Source organism: Mycobacteriales bacterium (genome assembly GCA_036497565.1).
In the GTDB taxonomy this organism is placed as follows: domain Bacteria; phylum Actinomycetota; class Actinomycetes; order Mycobacteriales; family QHCD01; genus DASXJE01.
The window spans coordinates 1-20,512 of the sequence record DASXJE010000137.1 but is presented as its reverse complement, the minus strand read 5'-3'; the positions used below and the strand labels follow the sequence as shown (position 1 = coordinate 20,512).

Genomic DNA, 20,512 nt, shown 5'->3' with positions numbered 1-20,512 from the left:
ACCGTCGACCGCCGCGGCCGGGTCGCTCGGCCCGCCGCGGGTGCCCTTGTGCGCCGCCTCGATGATGCGCAACCCGCCGAGCTCGACCCGGTCGACCATCAACAGGTGCAGCGACGCGATGAACAGGCCGGCCACCTCGGCCTCCGAGGCCGATGGGCCAGAGACGTCGACCCGGAAGCCGGTCGCGGTGATGCCGCCGCCGTTGAGGAATGACACGGCGGCGTCGAACTCGGCGCGGTATTGGGCGACGGGCTGCTGAGTCATCTGTGCAGCGTGCTGCAACCGATCGAGCACAACGCAAGGGACCCAGCGGTGCGGGAGGGGGGATTCGAACCCCCACGTCCGTGAGGACACCAGGACCTAAACCTGGCGCGGCTGCCATTACGCCACTCCCGCGTGCCGCGATCGTAACGACGCTGGGGCCGCCCCGGGTCTTGGCCCGGGACGGCCCCAGCGATGATCCCGTGCGGGATCGGACTTCGACGTCGGCTAGTTGCCGCTCTCCGCGTTGAGGAAGCGGGTGCCGTTCGGTGAGCCGTTGCCGGTCACGTCGTCGTACTTCAGCCCGGTCTGCAGCGAGCTGTCCCGGTCGAGCGTGACCAGGTAGCTGCCGGTCGGGTTGGTGATCCCGGTCGGCGTGCGGGTCGGGAGGACGTCGCGGAAGGCCTTGGTGCCGGCCAGCCCGTAGAGCGTCGGGTTGGCGAAGCCCAGCGGCGACGACAGCCCCTGGCTGGCCAGCGCCTGGATGCCGGCGAAGACCGGACAGGCGACGCTCGTACCACCGATCGCGTACGTTCCGAACTTGCCGCCGGAGGTCTGGCCGACCAGGAAACCGGTGTAGGGGTCGGCCACCGTGGCGACGTCGGGAACGACCCGCATCGCCTTGCCTCCGAACTTGCGCGACAGGCTCGGCTTGACCACACCCTGCTGGTACGCCGGCTGCTTCCAGAGGGTGCTGGTGCCGCCGCCCGCGCCGCCGGAGAACGAACCGGGGAGCGGCTCCTGATAGCCGGTGAAGTCGGTGGTCACCCGGTCGAGGGCGGTGCCCCAGCCGGTCTCGAAGAGGTAGTTGTCGGCCGCACCGACGCCGAGGCTCGTGCCGCCGACCGCCGTGACGGTCGGGTCAGAAGCTGGGTAGTCGGGCTGAGTCGAACCGACGTTCGCCAACTCGTCACCCGAGTCGCCGGAGGAGAAGTACATGCCGATGCCCTCGGCCGCCGACTGGACGAAGATCGAGTGCTCCTTGGCGAGTTCGGCAGCAGGGACGTCCTCGCCGTTGTTGCCCCAGGAGTTACTGATCAGGTCTGCGGAGTGGTTCTGGACGATGTAGTTCAGCGCCTGATCGAGGCCCTGGTCGCAGTCCTTGGCGCCGACGTAGAGGACATTGGCCCCGGCAGCCATTCCGTGCACGGCCTCGACGTCGAGAGTCTCCTCGCCGTTCCAGCCGGCCTCGCCGCCGCACTCCTTCTGCATGCCGAACGGTTGGAACACCTTCTGGCTGTACTGCCCGGCCGCGAACTGCGGAATCCCGGTGAGGCCGGAGTAGGTGTTGGCGTCCGCCTTCATGGTCGGCGACGCGTAGGCATCGGTGATGGCCACGGTGACTCCGTGCCCGTCACGCCCCTTGGAGATCGCGCTCTTCACGCCATAGGCACCCTGCAGCTGGTTGGGCGTGTAGCCGCAGCCGTAGGTCGGGTACTGGGTCTGGCCGCTGTACGCCGCGGGCACCGTCTGGGAGTGCTGCCCGAAGAACTGCGAGCACTGCGACGGCGCTGGAGCGGCGGATGGCTTGCTCTGCGGCGCCGGTGCGCCGGCGACCCGCTTGCCGAGGGGTCGGCGCAATAGTGCGCCGGTGTCGAGGCCGGTGACGCCGGCGATCGACGAGGAGATCGACGACGGGACGGACACGGCCTTCGACGGGGCACGCAGCTGGCGGCCCTTCCACGTGTAGTTCTTCAGCTGGGTCCCGAAGGCCCGGTTGACCTTCGCGGCCGAACCGGCCGCCTCGACCCAGCGATTGCCCTGCGCCACCGCGGACACGGTGAAGCCCTGCGCCTTCAGGAAGTCCGTCACGGCGTGCACCGTCCCGCTGGACGGGGCGAAGCGGGCGTCGAACTGGGCTGCGCTCACGTAGTGCCGGTACTGCGCGCGTCCCGGTGTGGACACCGCCTGCGCGAGCCGCTCCGCGCCGGCCGCGTCGCGCAGCGGTAGGACGACCGAGAAGGCGACCGACTTGCTGGACGAGAGATCTCCGGTGGCTCGAGCGGGCTGTGCCCACGCGGGCTGGGTGCCGGCGAGAGTCACCCGTGCCGCTGCTGGGGCTCCGCCGGCTGGTGCGGCCAGGAATGGTAGGACGAGGGCCCCGGCTCCCAGGGCCAGAGCCGATCTTCGGACCGTGCGACCGCGCATGCTTCTCCCCTCAGGGCGCCGTCTTCGGTGACGGCGCGATGAAATGCTGGCAGGACACTATTTCGTAGAAGGCAAGTAACGGGATAGGGCCAAACGGGTAATGGCCGCCGCGCTACACGCCGAGATCCCGGCGGAGCTTGCCGACGTGACCGGTGGCCTTCACGGCGTACTGCGCCTGCGCGATCCGGCCCTTTTCGTCGACGACGAACGTGGAACGGATCACGCCGGTGACGGTCTTGCCGTAGAGCTTCTTCTCGCCGAACGCCCCGTAGGCCATCATCACGGACCGGTCGGCGTCGGAGAGCAGGGGGAACGAGATGCCTTCGGCGTCCCGGAAACGGGCCAGCTTCTCCGGCTTGTCCGGGGACACGCCGACCACGTCGTAGCCGGCCCCCTCGAGATCGGCGAGGTTGTCCCGGAAGTCACCTGCCTCCTTGGTGCAGCCGGGCGTCATCGCCGCCGGGTAGAAGTACAGGACCAGCCGGCGACCGCGGTAGGACGCAAGGGACACCGGGTCGCCGTTGGCGTCGGGGAGCGTGAAGTCGGGGGCCGGGTCGCCGGGGGCCAGTCGGGTGGGCTCACTCATGGTCGGAATCTATCCCGGTCGCCGCGCCGCGCCGACAGGCGATGGGTCGTCGGGGGGCGTCCGTGCGGTAAGACTGGTCTGTGAGCGCCCGAATCGAGGATTACGCCGTCATCGGCGACACCCATACGGCCGCGCTGGTCTCCCTGGAGGGGTCGGTCGACTGGCTGTGTGTGCCGCGTTTCGACTCGCCGGCCTGCTTCGCCGCCCTGCTCGGAGATCCGGGCAATGGGCGCTGGCAGCTCTACCCGGTCGAGCCGGTCAAGGCGGTGCGGCGGGCCTACCGGCCGGGCTCGTTGGTGCTCGAGACCGAATACGACACCGACAGCGGCACGGTGCGGGTCATCGACGTGATGCCGCCTCGGGACAAGCACTGCCACCTGATTCGGCGCGTGGTCGGGGTCTCCGGTGCCGTGCGGATGCGCCAGGAATGGATCGTGCGGTTCGGCTACGGCAAGGTCCGGCCGTGGATCCGGCGTAGGCACGACGACGATGACCGGGCGACTCTGTCGGCCGTCGCCGGCCCTGACGCGCTGTGCCTGCGCGGCGACGATCTGCCCGGGCCGGCCGACGGCCGGCACGTGGGGGAGTTCACCGTGCCGGCGGGTGAGCACCGGGACTTCGCGCTGAGCTATTACCGGTCGCACCGCGACCTTCCTCAGGTCTTCGACGCCGATGACGCGCTCAACGCGACCGACGACCTCTGGCAGCACTGGTCCGACCGGTGCACCTACCAGGGGCCCTACCGCGAGGCGGTCCTCCGGTCGCTGCTCACCCTCAAGGCTCTGACCTACCACCCGACCGGGGGCATCGCCGCCGCGGCGACCACTTCCCTGCCGGAGCAGTTCGGCGGCCCGCGCAACTGGGACTACCGCTATTGCTGGCTCCGCGACGCGGCGCTCACCCTCGGCGCGTTGGTCGACTGCGGCTACCAGAACGAGGCCGAGCACTGGCGTTCCTGGCTGCTCCGGGCGATCGCCGGCGACCCCGAGGACATCCAGATCATGTACGGCGTCGGCGGCGAGCGGTGGCTGCCCGAGACCGAACTCGACTGGCTCTCGGGCTACGAAAACTCGACTCCCGTCCGGGTCGGCAACGGCGCCTTCACCCAGTTCCAGTCGGAGATATTCGGTGAGGTGATGGACACCCTGCACCGGGCGCGGGAAGCGGGGATCTCCGAGGGTCCCGTCTCCTGGCCGATGCAACGTTCGCTGATGAAGCACCTCGAAAAAGTCTGGCAGCAGCCGGACCAGGGCATCTGGGAGAGCCGCGGCGACCCGCAGCACTACACACATTCTCGGGTGATGATCTGGGTCGCGTTCGACCGGGCGGTCCGGGCCTGCGAGGAGTTCGATCTCGAGGGCCCGGTCGAACGCTGGCGGGAGTTGCGCGACACCGTCCGCAAGGAGGTCCTGACCAAGGGATACAACGAGAAGCTCGGCGCCTTCACCCAGTACTACGGCGGCACGACTGTCGATGCGGCGCTGCTCATGCTGCCGATTTTCGGCTTTCTGCCGGCCGATGATCCGCGGATGGCCGGCACGATCCGCGTGATCGAGAAGACCCTCGACAGCGACGGCCTTCTGCTGCGCTACGACACCGGAACCGGGGGAGATGGCCTGCCGGCCGGAGAAAACCCGTTCCTCGCGTGCAGCTTCTGGCTGGCCACCTGCTACTCGCTGGGTGGACGGATCGACGACGCGAAGAAGCTGCTGGACCGGCTGCTGGCGCTGCGCAACGATACCGGCCTGCTGTCCGAGGAATACGACACCGCCAACCATCGGATGGCCGGTAATGTCCCCCAGGCACTGTCACATCTCGCGCTCGTCACCGCGGTTCGCGCCTATGGTGAGCGGGTACACGGATGAGCCGGCAGTAGGGGAAGATCGTCATCGACCGAGGAGGGCGCGTGCCCCGAGACCCGCAGAGCATCCAGCGTGAGATCGAGCACGCCCGGGACGCCCTCGCCTCGACGTTCGACCAGCTCGCCGAGCGCACGAGCCCGAAGACCCTTGCCGAGAAGGCGAAGGTCACCTTGATCGAGAAGGCGAAGACGCCGGCCGGGATGGCCGTGATCGGCGCGGCCGCGGGGCTGACCACGTTTCTCGTCGTACGCCGGATACGCCGCCACTGAGGCGGCCACCGACCGTCTGGGCGATCACCTGACAGCGTCGTTCGCAGTGCGCGATGCTGAAGATCGTCCCATGACCGGTCGGATCGGGGTTCGCCATGACCGTGGGTGTCGTCACAGCGCATAGTTCTCACGAGACAAACGGGTCCCGGCGGAAGCCGCGCCGGTCGGCCGCGCAGCGTTGGATGAGTCCCGCCGAGCGCGAAGCCTTCGGGAAGGCGGCCCGCGCCGCCGTCCCCCGATCGTCGCATGCCGAGCTCGGCCTCGGACCTGCCCGGCCGGACCCGGTGGACCTCCTCATCGGACAGGGTGAGTCGCGCGTCCAGGACCTGCTGCCGATCCGCTACGGCCGGATGCTGGCCTCTCCGTTCTCGTTCTACCGCGGCGCGGCCTTGGTGATGGCGTCCGACCTGTCGGGTACGCCCCGGACGGGCATCCGGACGCAGATCTGCGGCGACGCCCACCTGTCCAACTTCGGGGTGTTCGCCTCTCCTGAGCGACAGCTGGTGTTCGACATCAACGATTTCGACGAGACGCTTCCCGGGCCGTGGGAGTGGGACCTGAAGCGGCTCGCCGCAAGCCTCGCCGTGGCCGGGCGGGACAGGAACTTCGACGCCGCGGAACGTGCCGCGATCGTCATGCAGGCGGCCCGCGAATACCGGGAGTCCATGCTCCGGTTCGCCCCGATGTCCAACCTCGAAGTCTGGTACGCGCGCCAGGATCTCGACGACGTCAAGCAACTGGCTCGGGAGACGGCGGGCCCGAAGGACAAGAAGCAGGCCAAGCGCCTCGACAAGTCATTGGAGAAGGCTCGCAGCAAGGACAGCATGAAGGCGTTCGAAAAGCTGACCCACGTGGTCGACGGCCAGCCGCGGATCATCAGCGACCCGCCGCTGATCGTTCCCATCGCCGAATTGCTGCCCGACCTCCAGCGGGCCGCGTTCCAGGAGGAAACCCTCTCGCTGCTGCGGTCCTACCGGCGCACCCTCCCCAGCGATCGCCGGGTCCTGCTTGAGTCCTTCCGGTTCGGCGATTTCGCCCGCAAGGTCGTCGGCGTCGGCAGCGTCGGCACCCGATGCTGGATCGTCCTCCTCTTCGGGCGCGATGAGAAGGATCCGCTCTTCCTCCAGGTGAAGGAGGCGGAGGCGTCGGTCCTGGAACAGTTCGTCGGGCGTAGCGAATATCACACCTGCGGGCACCGGGTGGTGGCCGGCCAGCAGCTCATGCAGACCTCGAGCGACATCTTCCTCGGCTGGGAACGGGCGACCGGGATCGACGGCGTGGAGCGCGACTTCTACATCCGCCAGCTCTACGACTGGAAGGGCTCCGCCGACATCGACCGGATGGTTCCGAAGGGGATGGGGCTCTACGCCCGGCTGTGCGGCTGGGCCCTGGCCCGCGCGCACGCGCGCGCGGGTGACCGGATCGCGATCGCCGCCTACCTGGGCAAGGGCCAATCCTTCGACCGCGCCATCGTCGCCTTCGCCGAGAATTACGCCGACCAGAACGCCCGTGACTTCGAGAACTTCAAGAAGGCCGCGGAGTCGGGGAGAATCACGGCGCAGTTCGGGGTCTGAGAACGCGCGGCCGGCTCGCCGCGACATCTGACCGCCCGGGTATTACCGTCCGCCCATGGCGGAGATCGTAGGGCCCACCGACGCGGTGGCCGTACCACGTTTCGCGGGTCCGGCGACGTTCGCCCGACTGCCCCGGACCGACCAGGTGGACCGGGTCGACCTGGCGGTGCTCGGCGTTCCGTTCGACGCGGGGGTGAGCTACCGCCCGGGCGCGCGGTTCGGTCCGGCGCACATCCGGGAGTCCTCGCGGTTGCTCCGGCCCTACAACCCGGCGTTGGGGGTGGCGCCGTTCGCGGGCCACCAGGTCGCCGATGCCGGTGACGTCGCCGCCAATCCATTCTCGATCGCCGAGGCGATCGCTGCGATCGAGGCCGGAGCGGCCGAGGTCGCCGGGGACGCCACCCGGCTGCTCACTCTCGGCGGCGACCATACGATCGCCCTCCCGCTGCTTCGGGTGATGGCGGCGCGGCACGGCCCGGTCGCGGTGGTGCACTTCGACGCCCACCTGGACACCTGGGACACCTACTTCGGCGAGCCCTACACGCATGGGACTCCGTTCCGTCGTGCGTCGGAGGAGGGACTGATCGACCGCGAGCACTCCATCCATCTCGGCATCCGCGGACCGCTCTACGGCGCAAGCGACATGGACGACACCGAGCGGCTGGGGTTCGCGACCGTGGCCTGCACCGAGATGGACGACCTGGGTGTCGGCGGCGTCGTGGACCGGATGCACGCGCGGATCGGTGCGGCACCGATCTATGTGTCCGTCGACATCGATGTGCTCGACCCCGCCCACGCCCCTGGCACCGGGACGCCGGAGGCCGGCGGGATGACCTCCCGCGAGCTGCTCGGGGTGCTCCGGGGGCTGGCCGGCCTGCCGGTCGTCGGCGCGGACATCGTCGAGGTTGCGCCGGCGTACGACCACGCCGAGATCACCGGTATCGCCGCCGCCCACGTGGGGTACGAACTGTTATCCGTGATGGCCCCCCAACCCCCTCAGCCCGCAGGAGGCAGCAATGGCAGCTGAGTCATCCGGACGCGCTGCGGGCCGCGGTGTGGAGGTCCGGTCGATCGACTACGTGCCGTTGCGCGAACGGCACGGGAAGCTGTGGCATCTGGGGCCGTTGTGGTTCATGAGCAACGCCCAGATCGCCACCCTGGCGGTCGGTCTGGTGAGCATCACGACGGGCGGCAACCTGATCTGGTCGCTGATCGCGATCGTTCTCGGCACGCTGTTCGGGACCTTCTTCATGGCCTTCCACTCCGCACAGGGTCCCCAGCTCGGCCTTCCGCAGATGATCCAGTCGAGGCCGCAGTTCGGCTACATCGGTGCCTTGCTGGTCTGGGCGTTCGCCTACCTGCAATACGCCGGCTTCAACGTGTTCAACACCGTCCTCGCCGGCCAGTCCCTGAGCGCGACCGTGCACGGCAGCACAAAGTTCTGGATCGTCGTGGTCACACTCGTCGCCCTGACCGTCGCCGTGGTGGGCTACGACCTGATCCACTCGATGGAGCGGGTGCTCACCTACGGGTTCGTCCTCATCTTCGGTCTCTTCACCATCATTGCGATCGCGAAGCTCGGCGTACCCGCCGGTGCCTTCAACCTCGGCGCGTTCAAGGCGACTCCCTTCCTCGCGCAGTTCGGGGTCGTCGCCGGTTACCAGGTGAGCTGGGCGATCTACGTCTCGGACTACTCGCGCTACCTTCCCCCCGACGTCACGGTCCGCAAGACGTTCCTGTGGACCTATTGGGGCTCGGCGCTCGGCGCGATGTGGTTGATGGGCCTGGGCACGCTGCTGGCAGCGACGATCAAGACCGGTGCGGCGTTCGACACGGTGAAGGCCATCGACGTCGCCGGTGACAAGCTCTTCAGCGGATTCGGCGCGATCGTGCTCATCTTCGCGGCGCTCGGCCTCATCTCGGTCACCGCATTGAACATGTACGGCGGTTCACTGACGATGATCAGCGCGATCGACTCCGTCCGGCGGGTCCGGCCGACCGTCCTCATGCGGATCGCCACGGTGGGTTTCACCGCCGCGCTGTCGCTGGCGGGCGCACTCGCCAGCTCGGAGGACTTCCTCGCCAACTTCAACAACTTCCTGCTACTCGTTCTCTATCTGTTCATCCCCTGGACGGCGGTGAACCTCGTCGATTACTACGTCGTACGCCGAGGGCACTACGCGGTCGCCGAGATCTTCAAGCCCAACGGCATGTACGGCCGGTGGGGCTGGCGTGGCATGCTGGCCTACCTCGTCGGCTTCGCGGCCATGGTGCCGTTCTTCAGCACCGGGTTGTTCACCGGCCCGGTCGCCGAGTCGCTCGACGGCGCGGACATCTCCATCTTCATCGGTCTTCCGGTCGCCGGGATCCTGTACTACGTGCTGGCCCGCAGCATCGACGTGGCCGCCGAACGGCAGGTCGAGCAGGCGGAGGCCGAAGAGCTCGAGACGGCGGGAGTCGACGCCGCGGCCGGCGAGTCGGCCGCGTAGCGCCGGTGCTGGACGACGCGACCGGCATCGCCGAGGCGGTGCGAGACGGGCGGACGACAGTGCGCGCTGCCGTCATGCAGGCGCTCGATCGGATCACCGCTCACGATGGGCCGTTGAACGCCTTCACCGTCACACTGCAGGACCGTGCGCTTGCCCAGGCCGACGCGGCGGACGAGCGGATACGTCGAGACGTCGCCGTTCTGCCGCCGCTGTTCGGGGTGCCGGTCTCGGTGAAGGACCACATCTGGCTGGCCGGCGCGCCTGCCACCAACGGATCACGGGCTCTCGCCGACTTCGTGCCGGCGGAGGACTGCGTCTGTGTCGCACGGCTGGAGGCGGCCGGCGCGATCGTCGTGGGCAAGACCAACAATCCGGAGTTCTGCTACCGGGGCTACACCGACAACCAGATCTACGGTCTGACCCGCAACCCGTGGAATCTCGACCGGACGCCGGGCGGGTCCAGCGGCGGCGCGGCGGTGTCGGTGGCTGCGGGGATGGTCCCGCTCGCCCTCGGCACCGACGGTGGCGGGTCGATCCGCATCCCGTCCGCGTTCTGCGGCGTCGTCGGCCACAAGCCGACCTTCGGTCTGGTCCCGAAGGAGCCGGGCTTCAAAGGGTGGAAGAGTCTCTCGGTCGACGGGCCGATGGCCCGGGCGGTGCGCGACGTCGCGCTGTGCCTTCAGGCGATGGCCGGCTCGTCGACCGCGGACGACATGACCTGGCCGGTGCCGGTCGCGGACTACACCGCCGCCGTACTGCCGCACGATCTCACCGGCCTGCGGATCGCCTACTCGGCCGACCTCGGGGGATACGACGTGGCGCGCGATGTCCGGGCGGCGTTCGAACGCGCCGTGCGCACCGTCGCCGACGCCACGGGCGCCACGGTGATTCCCGACCATCCGCACGCCGCCGACCCGGCGCCGCTGTGGAACACGATCGCCCTGGTCGAGGGCTACGCCTCCGAGGGTCCGTTGCTGGCGGAGTGGGCCGACCAGATGTCGCCGGGCATCGCAGACATCGTCGCGGCCGGGCGCGACATCACCGGGTGGCGATACGTCGACGCGCTGCACGAGCGGGCCGCATTCACCCGGGCGTGGGCCGACTTCTTCTCCCGCCACGACGTACTGCTGGCACCGGCGATGCCGATCACGGCGTTCTCCGTCGACGAGCAGGGACCGGCGAGCATCGACGGGCATCCGGTCGATCCCTTCTTCGACGACTGGTGCACCCTCGCCCTGCCGGCCAACCTCACCGGCCAGCCGGCGACCACCGTCCCGATGGGCCCGGGCGACGACGGAATGCCCACGGGGATGCAGATCCTCTGCCGTCGGTTCGACGACGCCACCGCACTCGCGGTCGCGGCGGCGTACGAGCGCGCCGTCCCGGATACTGTTGGCGCGCACGCGGCTTTGCGCGCATCACCCGAGTGATGTGAGTGACGAACGACGGGAGGGCAAGTGCCGGAGCGGAACAGCGGCATGGCCGCGCCGGCCCGATTGGTCCTCACCCGGCACGGCGAGACCGTCTGGCACGCCGAGAACCGGTACGCCGGACGGACCGAGGTCGACCTGACCGACGTCGGTCGGTCGCAGGCCGCGGCCTTGGCCTCCTGGGCCGGTCGCGAGCGGCCGGACGCGGTCGTGAGCTCCCCGCTCGGACGTGCGATCGAGACCGCGCGTCCCAGCGCCCGAGCCGCCGGACGGGATCTGGTCGTCGTCGACGCGTTGACCGAGGTCGACTTCGGCGTCGCGGAGGGCGCGACGATCGCGGAGTTACGGCGCCTCGACCCCGACATGGTCGACCGCTTCCGCCGGGATCCGGTCGCTCACCCCTTTCCCGGCGCCGAGGAGCCGGAGATCGCGGCGGACCGCTCGGCCGAGGCGCTTCGGCGACTCGCGACCGAATACGCCGGTGACATGATCCTGGTCGTCGCGCACAACACCCTGCTGCGCCTGGCGCTTTGCCGGCTGCTCGATATCCCGATACCCCGCTACCGCACCGTCTTTCCCCGGCTGGACAACGCCGCGCTGACCGAGGTGAGCGTTCCGGCCGACGGCACCGGACCGGTCTCCCTGATCTCGCTCAACGTCCCGCCCGACCGCCACTAGCCACGGCCGTCAGCTCACGACGCCGACTGCATCCACTGAGGAGCACGAGGGGAGACGGCATGGAACCGGCCGAGATGGAGCGGCTCTGGGACGCCCACACCGCGGGCGAGTTCGCCGCGCACGACGTCGACGCGACGATGGCCACGATGGTCGCGGAGCCCTACGTGATGCATCTACCGACCCTTATCGGGGCGCAGGGTGGGCGCCGGGTGCGTGCGTTCTACACCGAGACGTTCATCCCCGAGGTTCCGGCCGACTTCGTCGTCGAGTCGGTCAGCCGGACGGTCGGGACCGAGCGCATCGTCGACGAAATGATCGTGACCATGACGCACGACCGGAAGGTCTCCTGGATCCTGCCGGGGGTGCCCGCCACCGGCCGGCGGATCGAGGTCGGCGTCGTCGGCGTGATCGGCTTCGCCGATGGCCTCATCGACCACGAGCACCTGTGGTGGGACCAGGCCTCGGTGCTCGTCCAGGTCGGGCTGCTCGACCCGGATGGGCTCCCCGTGCACGGCGCCGAGATCACCGAGAAGCTGCGCTCGCTGACCGAGGGCTGACGTCCCCCGCTCGGTGCCGCCGACCCCCGAACCCGGCCGCCGGCTCGCGCTCAGTGATCTCAGATCTGGCGTAGCCGATGTTCGTCGTAGCATTGTTGAAGAAATCTGCTGCGAGGACCAATAAACGTACGCCGCGACGCTTTCAGAATGCCCCGGGCGGCTTTTATGAATGTCGTCCCGACAATTGATTCCGGTCTCCGACAGAATCTGCGGCTACCGGTGCATGCTCGGCCGCAATGCCTGTCCGGCTGGACAGGAGCCACCCCAGCGACGAGGATCAGCGGGGCGGCTCGACCGGGCGTTCGGTCTCGGGAGCGGCCCTCTTGGAGAAGCTTGTGGACGCACGCCTGGCCCTTCTCGCCGCCGCGACGGTACTCATGGTGGCCGTGTCCGGATGTACGGCGACGACTCCGAGGAAGACTGACCCGGTCGCGCCGACTGCACAGTCCGCGACACCGACGGCCGTGGGGTCGGCCAGTGCCGCGCCGGTGGTCGCCTCCGCGCCCGCCAAGCCGGCCCGCGGAAGCGACTACTCCGCCTACGCCCAACTCGACCGGAACAAAGGCCTGGTGCCGCCATTGATGGGTCCCGGGGAAGCAGCACAGGCGGCCCGAACCACCTGCGACAACAGCCCGGCGGAGATGAGGGCGCTCGCTAAGAGCGTCGGCGCCGCCCACCCGGGCGCGGCGGGCCGGGTGCCGCTGCAGAAGGCGATCGCCGACCGGTCGTCACTGATCTCCGCCTACTGCGTCCCGAAAGAGCTGGTCGCGTGGGTCGAGGCGGTGCAGTTCGTCGACATCACGCTCAGTCCCTACGCCGGCTAGTCGCCGAGCGGGCACGCACGCTTTCGTCGTCGACCACGGTGTCGTCGAAGAACCGGTAACGCGCGCCGCCGGCCTCCTTGGCGAGGTACATCGCGGCGTCCGCATCGTGCAGCAAGGCGTCCGGGTCTTTGTCGGTGTCTGCGGTGAGCGCGATGCCGACGCTGGCCTGGACCTCGGCTCGCCCGGGCTGCAGCGGTGCCGGCGCACCGATCGCCTCGATGATCTTGGTGGCGACCGTCGCCGCGTGGCCGCGGCCGGCCACCCGTTCGAGGATGACGACGAACTCGTCGCCGCCGAACCGCGCGACGGTGTCCTCGTCGCGGGTCGTGTCGGCCAGACGCCGCGCCACGATTTCGAGCAGCTCGTCACCGGCCTCATGGCCGAGCTCGTCGTTGACCGGCTTGAAGTTGTCCAGGTCGAGGAACAGGACCGCGATCGTCCCCGGTTGCCGCGCCAGCCGCGCGAGCGACCGGCCGAGCCGGTCGAAGAGCAGGCGGCGATTGGGCAGGCCGGTCAACGGGTCGTGGGTCGCTTGCCGGGCGAGCTTGGCCTCGGCGTCCTTGAGCGCGGTGATGTCGATGGTGGAGGCCAGAGCCCCGGCGAACGGTCCGGAGCCCTCTTGGGAGGGCGTCCCGTACCAGGCGACCCAGTGTTTCTCGCCGTCCGCGCCGCGAACCCGGAACTGGGCTGAGGCGCGGCGGCCGGACCCGACGTCGTCGAGCGCCTGCCGGATCGCTTCCCGATCCCGCTCGTCGACGGCGTAGGTCAGCAGCTTGCCGGGCGTCATCCCGATCACCGAGCTTCCCGCGAGCTGCTCGGCTTCTTCGTTGGCGAAGACGATCCGGAAGTCGGCGTCCGTCTCGTAGATCCCGACGGGTGCCGCGGTGGCCAGGAGCCGGAACCGTCGTTCGTTGGTGTCCGCCTTTTCGTAGGCCTTCTCGGTACTCCGGACGAGTACGGCGAACCGGATCACGATCACGATCACGAGGCCCACGGTGCACAGCTCGATGAGGATGTCGTGGCGACTTCCGCGCCATGCGACGAACGACACCACGAAGAGGGACACGGAGAGGAACACGAGCCGGGCCGGATGGTGGTAGCGCAGCGCGGGCTGCGCCCGACCGGACAGGCGGGCCACCGCCGGGTGTAATGCAGCCGCGGCGATGAGGGCGTAGGCCACCGGATACGACGGATTGACCCAGGACGCACCGTGGAAGGAGGAGAACCGTACCTCCAGGTCCCAGATGACATCGGTGGTCAGCATCAGCGCCATCCCGCCCGCGAACAGCCAGGCGGACGGGTTGCGCAACCCGGACTCGAACAGCAGCCAGGCGACGGCCCCGAGCAGCAGTGCGTCGCCGAGTGGGAAGGCGGCGCTGAAGATGTTGTCGAGGGTCGTGCCGTTGAAGTGGGCGTCGACGAGGAACGTACGCAGGATCAGAGCCCCGGCGAGCGAGAGGATCGCGCAGTCGATGACGTTGGAGAGTCTGCCCGGTCGACCTTTTCGCCCGACGAGGAGCACGACTGCGACGAAGAGGGCCGGATAGGTGATGAGGTAAAGGACATTCGGAACGATGAACCAGTGCGACCCCGCGTTCAGGTGGTCGGCCTGGAGCACACCCCAGAGCGCGTCTCCGGTGACCCAGACGGCGATGGCGGTCGCGATGATCGTCCACGCCGCGCGAGGAGTTGCATCGTTCTTGCGGGCGCCGTAGACGAGAGCAGCGACCACGACGGCGCCGCTGATTGCGCGGATCACCGTCGCCGCGGTGTCACTTGCGAAGTTGGCTCCCGCGCTCACCGCGCCGACAAGGACGACCAAAGCCAGGGGTGCGGCCCACGACGATGGCGCCGTCGCCGGCCGACCCGCGAACGGGTCGGCGCTCATTGTTGTCCCCCGTCAACCGTTTCGCAGTAGTTCTGCCTCAGTGTCCTCGCCCGACGGCACTACCGGCGGGGTTTGCGTCGAACACCCGGTCAGGCGTGCGCCGTCGCTAGGCCCGATTCTGCTCGGACAGGAAGTCGATCAATGCCCGTCCAGCGAGATCCGGGCGCTCAAGGGGCAGCAGGTGGCCGGTGTCGGGTACGTCGACCAGGCGTCGCGCCTGCGGGATCTCCGCTCCGAGGTGATCAGCCAGGCGCCGGATCTGGGGAATATCCGCGCCGCCGGCAGCCACCAATGTCGGTACGGCGATGTCGCCGAGCCGTTGCGCGGCCGGTGGGTCGAGGTCCCCTACGTCGACCTGTTCGAGGGCGGCCTCGGCCTGGAGCGCCTGCCGGTCCATGGCCTCGGCGAACGAGATCAGACCGGCGTCGACGTCCTGGGGGCGGCGCGCCGGACCCACGACCCAGAACCTCACCTCGGCGGCCGCCATGGCGTCGAGATCGTCCTCGTCGACGTCGCCGACGATCCGGTCCCACAGGTCGCCGAAACCCGGCAGCCGATAGCCCGACACCACCGACCCGAAGAGCGCCAACGCGGCTACCCGGCCCGGATACGCCAACGCGGCATCGATGGCGACCGAACCGCCGAAGGAACAGCCGACAAGAGAGGCGCGATCGATTCCGAGTTGGTCGAGCAGTCCGGCCACATCGTCGTGGTGCGCGAAATTCGCTAACGGCGCGGTCGATTCGCCATAACCCCTCAGGTCGTAGGTCACGACCCGGTGGCGCCCGGCCAGCTGGTCGACCAGTGGTGCCCACATCCGGCGGTCGGCGATGCCGGCGTGCAGGAACACGACAGGCGGGCCGTCGCCGTAGTCGTCGTAGGCCAGAGGCGCCCCGTTCACCTCACATTTCGGCACGCACCGATGGTAGCCGCGGACACCGGCAACGCGCCCGACCCGCCGCGCCTGCCGGCCTTCTGCGCAGTAGGTTTGTCGTGACGAACTTCGGTAGGGGGAGACGTGGCACTGATACGCCGGCCAGGCAGCGGGCCGTGGACTTCCTACGCTCACCGGCTTCTCGCCGTCGTCGGTGCGGCGATGCTGCTCCTCGCCTTGTCGGCGCCGGTCTACGCCGCCGGGACGACCAGCCCGAACGTCGCTCCGGCGGGCGACACCCCGACCGGGTTCTACTACGGCACGGATAGCGACACGGTGTCCGGCACGGGCTCGGCGCCGTACTCCGAGCCGGTGATCGGCGGAGCATACGGCGGCTACATCGGAATGGTCGGAAACTGGTCGAGGTGGCAGGGTTGCGGCACCAAGTTCGTGTGGTCGGCCACCAACAGCGCGCAGGCCAACACCAACTTCACGACGTACAAGAAGGGCATCGGCACGGGCGTCTACTGGTTCATGGGCGGTCCGGGTGTCGACCCGCACTACAACGGCACGACGCAGGAGGCCTATGCGTGGGGCCGGGCGCAGGCGGCACGGGCGCGGGCCGACATCGCGACCTTCTCGGTGAAGTACCCGGTCGTCTTCATGGACATCGAGATCCCGGGCAACGCCCCCAGCTTCACGCCGGCGCCGGACAACGGCTGGAACGCGGTCTACACCTCGCCGTGCAGCGGCCGGGTCAAAACCAATTTCGTCGCGCCGAGCCTCGACCGCCAGGTCTTCAACGGATTCTCCGACTACATCAAGCACGACACGAGCTACATCCCCGGCGTCTACTCGGCGCCCGGGATCTGGGCGAACATCTTCGGCACCGGCGGCGCGGCATCCATCCCCAACACCGACGAGTGGACCTACACCGACGCCACCGCCAGCCTGCAGAACCCGCCGTCGGGCTGGTGCCTGCGCGGCACCTCGACCTGCGCGCATTTCTTCGGCGGGGTCGGACAATCCAGTAGCCATGCAGTGATGTGGCAATGGTCGGGCGGCGGTGGACTCCGCAATGGCTACGGCGATTTCGACCAGATCGACACGAACCGCCAGCGCTAGGACGGATCGACGCCGGGACCCCAGCCTCCGCACGCGGAGTCTGCCAGCCAGGTAACGACAGGGCCTCCCACGGCTGGGGGCGCGGCCGTAGGGTCGGCGACATGCAGAACAGGGATGAGGTCCGCGAGTTCCTGGTCTCCCGACGGGGACGGATCACGCCTGATCAGGCCGGGTTACCCGCCGACGCGTGCCGAGTCCGACCGTGATCTGAAAGGAAGCCCACATGCGCGGAACCATCCTGTACGCCCCCGGCGACGTGCGCTTCGAAGAGCGCCCCGACCCGACGATCATCGAGCCCTCCGATGCGATCGTCCGCGCCACCGCCACCTGTGTGTGTGGCTCGGACCTATGGCCCTACCGTGGCCTGGACGAGGTCAGTCAACCGCGGGCGATCGGTCATGAGTACTGCGGCATCGTGGAGCAGGTCGGCGACCATGTCACCTCGATCACGCCCGGGCAGTTCGTCATCGGCGGGTTCCTCACCTCCGACAACACGTGCCCGCACTGCCGCGCCGGTGTCCAGTCCGCCTGTCAGCGCGGCACCGGCTATGACGGCTGCCAGTCCGAGCTGATCCGCGTCCCGCTGGCCGACGGCACCCTGGTGGCGACCCCGGGACCGCCGCCGGAGGACCTCATCCCGAGCCTGCTGAGCCTGTCCGACGTGATGAGCACCGGCTGGCATGCCGCCGTCTCGGCCGGTGTCGAGGAGGGCATGACTGTTGCCGTGGTCGGTGACGGCGCCGTCGGGCTATGCGGTGTGCTCTCTGCAGCACAACTAGGCGCCGAGCGGGTGATCGCCATGAGCCGGCACCGGCCCCGACAACAGCTGGCCCGCGAGTTCGGCGCCACCGACATCGTGACCGAACGCGGGGCGGAGGGCGTCGCCGAGATCGAGAAGCTGACCGACGACGTCGGCGCTGACGCCGTCCTGGAGTGTGTGGGGACTGGCGAGTCGATGCTGCAGGCCCTCCGCTCCGTCCGGCCCGGCGGACTCGTCGGCTGCGTCGGCGTGCCGCACGGGGTGGAGCTTCCCGTACGGGAGATGTTCTTCAGCAACCGCGGCGTGCGCGGCGGCCCCGCCCCGGTACGGCGCTACTTGCCCGACCTGTTGGAGCGGGTGTGGGGGCGGCGTATCGACCCGGGGAAGGTGTTCGACCTGGAACTCCCGCTCGAGCAGGTCGCCGACGCCTACCACGCCATGGACGAACGTCGGGCGATCAAGGTCCTGCTGCGTCCGTGACATGCGGTCCCGCCTCCCGATCTACGGAAGGAAAGACATGCCCGGCTCCGACGCTTCGACCCCAGCCCAACGAGCCATCGGTGACTTCGCGCCGAAGCTGGGAACGCGCGGAATTGACCAAGCGGGACCGCAGCCTCGTCACGGTCGCCGCCCTGATCGCCAACGGCAACACCGAACAGCTCACGAACCACCTAGCCCGCGCAAAGGACAACGGTCTGACCGACGCCGAGCTGAAAGAGACGATCATCCACCTCGCCTTCTACGCCGGCTGGCCCCGGGCAATGTCGGCGATACCCGTCGCCAAGAACGTTCTCGACGCCTGACCGGGCACCGAAGAGATCGTCGGCCGGGCGTTTAAGAGGTACAGCCGTCGCGAGGACATCGTCCTGGCGACCAAGGTCTTCTTCACGATGAACGACGGCCCAGGGGCTGATGGACCGGCTCAACTCCGCCTGAGCGACCAAACACCCGGACACTCACGCGCTTCCGCGCAATTCACCGGATGGACTAACGGACTCCATGCCGGTGGCCCCGCACCGCCGCGAAGCTGGCCCACCATCGGAGAATGACGAGGCCTGCGTATTGGCTGCCGGCACGGGACATCGCGGTCGGCATGGTTGTCGAGGTTGCCGGGTCGCACGTTCGGCTCGACGACATCGAGCACCTGCCCGACGGGAGGGTCAGAGTATCCGGCCACACCGACGGCGGAGGCGAGCATGGCAGGGCGCAATACGTATTCCTGGCCGGCGAGACGGTGACGGTAGGCGACTGACGACAGGGCCATCAGAGCGACCGAAGTCCCCGGCATCGCCGAGCGCCGGGCCGGGGATCAGGAAGGATCCGCCGCCCGCGGCACCAGCCGGCCGACGTGCTTGGCGGCGACGACCACGCCGTCCTCGCGGACGAATTCCCCCTGCAGGCCCGTGAACGGACCGTCGACGACCAGGAATCGTTCGGCGGCCAGCAGGCTGACCGGGAACTCCAGCGTCTCTCCGGGAGAGTCGTCGTCGGACAGGGTGCCGTGGATGACCAGTCCGCTGCCGGCGGCGACGATCCGCAGCTCGATGCCCTCGGTGCGGTAGGTCCCGGTGTAGGGGGCCAACTCGTCGGGGCTGAGCACGAGCGCCTCGGGCGACCGTTCGACCAACCCGAACCTTGATTCCAGGATCTGGCGCACGATCTGTTCCGCCAGTTCCCGGCCGGTCGGGCTGGAGTTGGTCAGGACGACAATCGCGCAATCACGCTCGGGGACCACGGTGACCGTCGAGTGCTGACCCGAGACGTCGCCGTGGTGCTCGACCAGCAGTACGCCGTCGATCTCGCGGAGCAGCCACGCGATCCCGACGCGGATCCCCGGCATCAACTCGTGGCTCGTCGTCGGCGCGTGCATCGCCTGTAGCCGTTGCTCGGAGAGCAGCCGGGTGCCGTCGGGTGACCGGCCGTCGCTCAGCTGGAACCGCGCCCAGGTCAGCTGGTCGCCGAGGCTGGAGGCGAGCCGAGCCCCTGCGGGCAGATAGCCACGCGGGTCGCTCCACGGCCGGCACGCCGACACCGTCCGGTCACCCGAGCCGCCCGGCCGGTGGCCGACGGCGAAGGGCTGCGTCATGATCTCGTTCAGCGACGTCATCGTCTGGCGCAGCCCGAGCGGATCGAGGATCAGCCGAGCCAGGGCCCGCTCGTAGGTCTCGCCGGTCACCTTCTCCACCACGCGGCCGGCGAGCACGAAAGCCGCGTTGTTGTACGACGCGCCCGTCCCCGGGGCGAACTGCTGCGGCAGGTCGGCGAGCAGCGCAACGGAGCGTTCCAGCGCGTCGTCGCCCTCGCCGGTGTCGATCCAGGAATCGCCGCCGTCCCAGCCCGCGGTGTGGTTGAGCAGCTGACCGACGGTCAAGGTCTGGGTCGCATCGTCGTCGCGCAACCGCAGCTCGGGGAGGTAGCGACGTACCGGCTGGTCGAGGTCGATCCGTCCCTGGTCGACCAGGACCATGATTGCCGCGGCGGTGAAGGTCTTGGCCGTGGAGCCGATCTGGAACAACGTCGCCTCGTCGATCGGCTGGCCATGTTCGACGCTGGTGACGCCGTAGGTGACGATCTCGCGGTCCCCGCCATCGTCGACGCCCACCGCGACGCCGGGAACACCCAGTTCCCGGGCCGCCTGCGCCAACTCGGCTTCGATGACCGTCGGCTGATCTCGCATGCTGAGGACTCTACGGTCTCAGGTCGGGACCGACGTCAGTGTCGCTTGCGACGGGCGTTGCGGGACTGTGCGCGGCGCCGCTTGCGCTCCTTCCGGGCGGTACTGCCGTGCGCGGTGCGGGACGCGTTGGCGGTGCCCGTTGGTGCTTCGAGTCGTGATCCGCCGGCCTGGGTGCGCGAGTTTCGAACAAGCACGACGACCACGAGAAGGATCGCCAGGCCGGCGAACATGACGATGTACCACACGCTGATCCCCTCCCGACTCAGCGGCCGACGACCCTCGCGGCGGAGGTCCCTCGTGCACTTCGCTTCCAGTCGTCTGATCCGGTGGGGACCGCTCAACACACAGCCCTGGACATGATTTTACCCGGCTGGCCGGGCTGCCGGGATGGCCGACGAAGATGGTCGGACACCGTGACGGTGCCTGACCTTGGAGTTTGTGCGCCGCCAGGAACTCGAACCCCGAACCCGCTCAGATTGGTCGCACTCTTGCGAGGGGCGCTCCTCCTAG

20 protein-coding genes and 1 tRNA gene are annotated in these 20,512 nt (G+C 68.9%); 13 read left to right on the top strand and 8 right to left on the bottom strand.

The window, feature by feature from the left end; genetic code table 11:
• From VGH85_11800 to bcp, 4 genes are all read right to left on the bottom strand, one after another.
• Positions 1-264 (bottom strand): hypothetical protein (locus tag VGH85_11800; protein HEY2174480.1); only part of this gene is annotated, 264 nt, incomplete at its 3' end.
• A 49-nt stretch (positions 265-313) separates the two neighbouring features.
• Positions 314-396: transfer RNA gene (locus tag VGH85_11795), tRNA-Leu, on the bottom strand.
• Between the two features lie 93 nt (positions 397-489).
• Complete coding sequence (locus VGH85_11790) at positions 490-2,304, bottom strand: S53 family peptidase (protein HEY2174479.1); 1,815 nt, start codon at positions 2,302-2,304, stop codon at positions 490-492.
• 217 nt (positions 2,305-2,521) lie between these two features.
• Complete coding sequence (bcp, locus tag VGH85_11785) at positions 2,522-2,995, bottom strand: thioredoxin-dependent thiol peroxidase (GenBank protein ID HEY2174478.1); 474 nt, start codon at positions 2,993-2,995, stop codon at positions 2,522-2,524.
• A gap of 80 nt (positions 2,996-3,075) precedes the next feature.
• Between bcp and VGH85_11780 the strand changes: the two genes are divergently transcribed.
• From VGH85_11780 to VGH85_11740, 9 genes are all read left to right on the top strand, one after another.
• The gene (locus VGH85_11780) at positions 3,076-4,860 is read left to right on the top strand and encodes a glycoside hydrolase family 15 protein (GenBank protein ID HEY2174477.1); all 1,785 of its coding nucleotides are present in this window, start codon (positions 3,076-3,078) and stop codon (positions 4,858-4,860) included.
• 41 nt (positions 4,861-4,901) lie between these two features.
• Complete coding sequence (locus VGH85_11775; GenBank protein HEY2174476.1) at positions 4,902-5,126, top strand: DUF3618 domain-containing protein; 225 nt, start codon at positions 4,902-4,904, stop codon at positions 5,124-5,126.
• Positions 5,127-5,308: 182 nt separating this feature from the next.
• Positions 5,309-6,700: a DUF2252 domain-containing protein gene (locus tag VGH85_11770; protein ID HEY2174475.1), complete on the top strand. Its 1,392-nt coding sequence runs from the start codon at positions 5,309-5,311 to the stop codon at positions 6,698-6,700.
• A 55-nt stretch (positions 6,701-6,755) separates the two neighbouring features.
• On the top strand, positions 6,756-7,727 hold the full coding sequence (gene speB, locus VGH85_11765; GenBank protein ID HEY2174474.1) for an agmatinase: 972 nt from the start codon (positions 6,756-6,758) through the stop codon (positions 7,725-7,727).
• On the top strand, positions 7,717-9,189 hold the full coding sequence (locus VGH85_11760) for a cytosine permease (GenBank protein ID HEY2174473.1): 1,473 nt from the start codon (positions 7,717-7,719) through the stop codon (positions 9,187-9,189). The genes speB and VGH85_11760 overlap by 11 nt, the downstream gene beginning before the upstream one ends.
• A gap of 5 nt (positions 9,190-9,194) precedes the next feature.
• A complete protein-coding gene (locus tag VGH85_11755) occupies positions 9,195-10,619 on the top strand; it encodes an amidase (GenBank protein ID HEY2174472.1) in 1,425 nt (474 codons plus the stop codon).
• Positions 10,620-10,646: 27 nt separating this feature from the next.
• Positions 10,647-11,297 carry a histidine phosphatase family protein gene (locus VGH85_11750; protein HEY2174471.1) on the top strand — a complete coding sequence of 217 codons (651 nt, stop codon included), beginning with the start codon at positions 10,647-10,649 and terminating at the stop codon, positions 11,295-11,297.
• Positions 11,298-11,356: 59 nt separating this feature from the next.
• Complete coding sequence (locus VGH85_11745; protein ID HEY2174470.1) at positions 11,357-11,854, top strand: nuclear transport factor 2 family protein; 498 nt, start codon at positions 11,357-11,359, stop codon at positions 11,852-11,854.
• Positions 11,855-12,189: 335 nt separating this feature from the next.
• Entirely contained in the window at positions 12,190-12,678 is a 489-nt protein-coding gene (locus VGH85_11740) for a hypothetical protein (protein HEY2174469.1), read from the top strand.
• On the opposite strand, the gene VGH85_11735 is transcribed toward VGH85_11740, so the two are convergent.
• On the bottom strand, positions 12,659-14,566 hold the full coding sequence (locus tag VGH85_11735) for a sensor domain-containing diguanylate cyclase (GenBank protein HEY2174468.1): 1,908 nt from the start codon (positions 14,564-14,566) through the stop codon (positions 12,659-12,661). The genes VGH85_11740 and VGH85_11735 overlap by 20 nt on opposite strands.
• A 106-nt stretch (positions 14,567-14,672) precedes the next feature.
• A complete protein-coding gene (locus VGH85_11730; GenBank protein ID HEY2174467.1) occupies positions 14,673-15,482 on the bottom strand; it encodes an alpha/beta hydrolase in 810 nt (269 codons plus the stop codon).
• A gap of 102 nt (positions 15,483-15,584) precedes the next feature.
• Here VGH85_11730 and VGH85_11725 point away from each other — a divergent pair, with 102 nt between their 5' ends.
• From VGH85_11725 to VGH85_11710, 4 genes are all read left to right on the top strand, one after another.
• Positions 15,585-16,565 carry a hypothetical protein gene (locus tag VGH85_11725; protein HEY2174466.1) on the top strand — a complete coding sequence of 327 codons (981 nt, stop codon included), beginning with the start codon at positions 15,585-15,587 and terminating at the stop codon, positions 16,563-16,565.
• Positions 16,566-16,788: 223 nt separating this feature from the next.
• Positions 16,789-17,805, top strand: coding sequence for a zinc-dependent alcohol dehydrogenase family protein (locus VGH85_11720; protein HEY2174465.1), 1,017 nt, complete (start codon positions 16,789-16,791; stop codon positions 17,803-17,805).
• An 80-nt stretch (positions 17,806-17,885) separates the two neighbouring features.
• Complete coding sequence (locus tag VGH85_11715) at positions 17,886-18,128, top strand: carboxymuconolactone decarboxylase family protein (protein HEY2174464.1); 243 nt, start codon at positions 17,886-17,888, stop codon at positions 18,126-18,128.
• Positions 18,129-18,370: 242 nt separating this feature from the next.
• Entirely contained in the window at positions 18,371-18,577 is a 207-nt protein-coding gene (locus VGH85_11710) for a hypothetical protein (protein HEY2174463.1), read from the top strand.
• Positions 18,578-18,634: 57 nt separating this feature from the next.
• Here the strand turns inward: VGH85_11710 and VGH85_11705 are convergent, their stop codons facing one another.
• Positions 18,635-20,002: a serine hydrolase gene (locus VGH85_11705; protein ID HEY2174462.1), complete on the bottom strand. Its 1,368-nt coding sequence runs from the start codon at positions 20,000-20,002 to the stop codon at positions 18,635-18,637.
• 35 nt (positions 20,003-20,037) lie between these two features.
• Entirely contained in the window at positions 20,038-20,247 is a 210-nt protein-coding gene (locus VGH85_11700; protein HEY2174461.1) for a hypothetical protein, read from the bottom strand.
• Between the last annotated feature and the right edge of the window lie 265 nt (positions 20,248-20,512).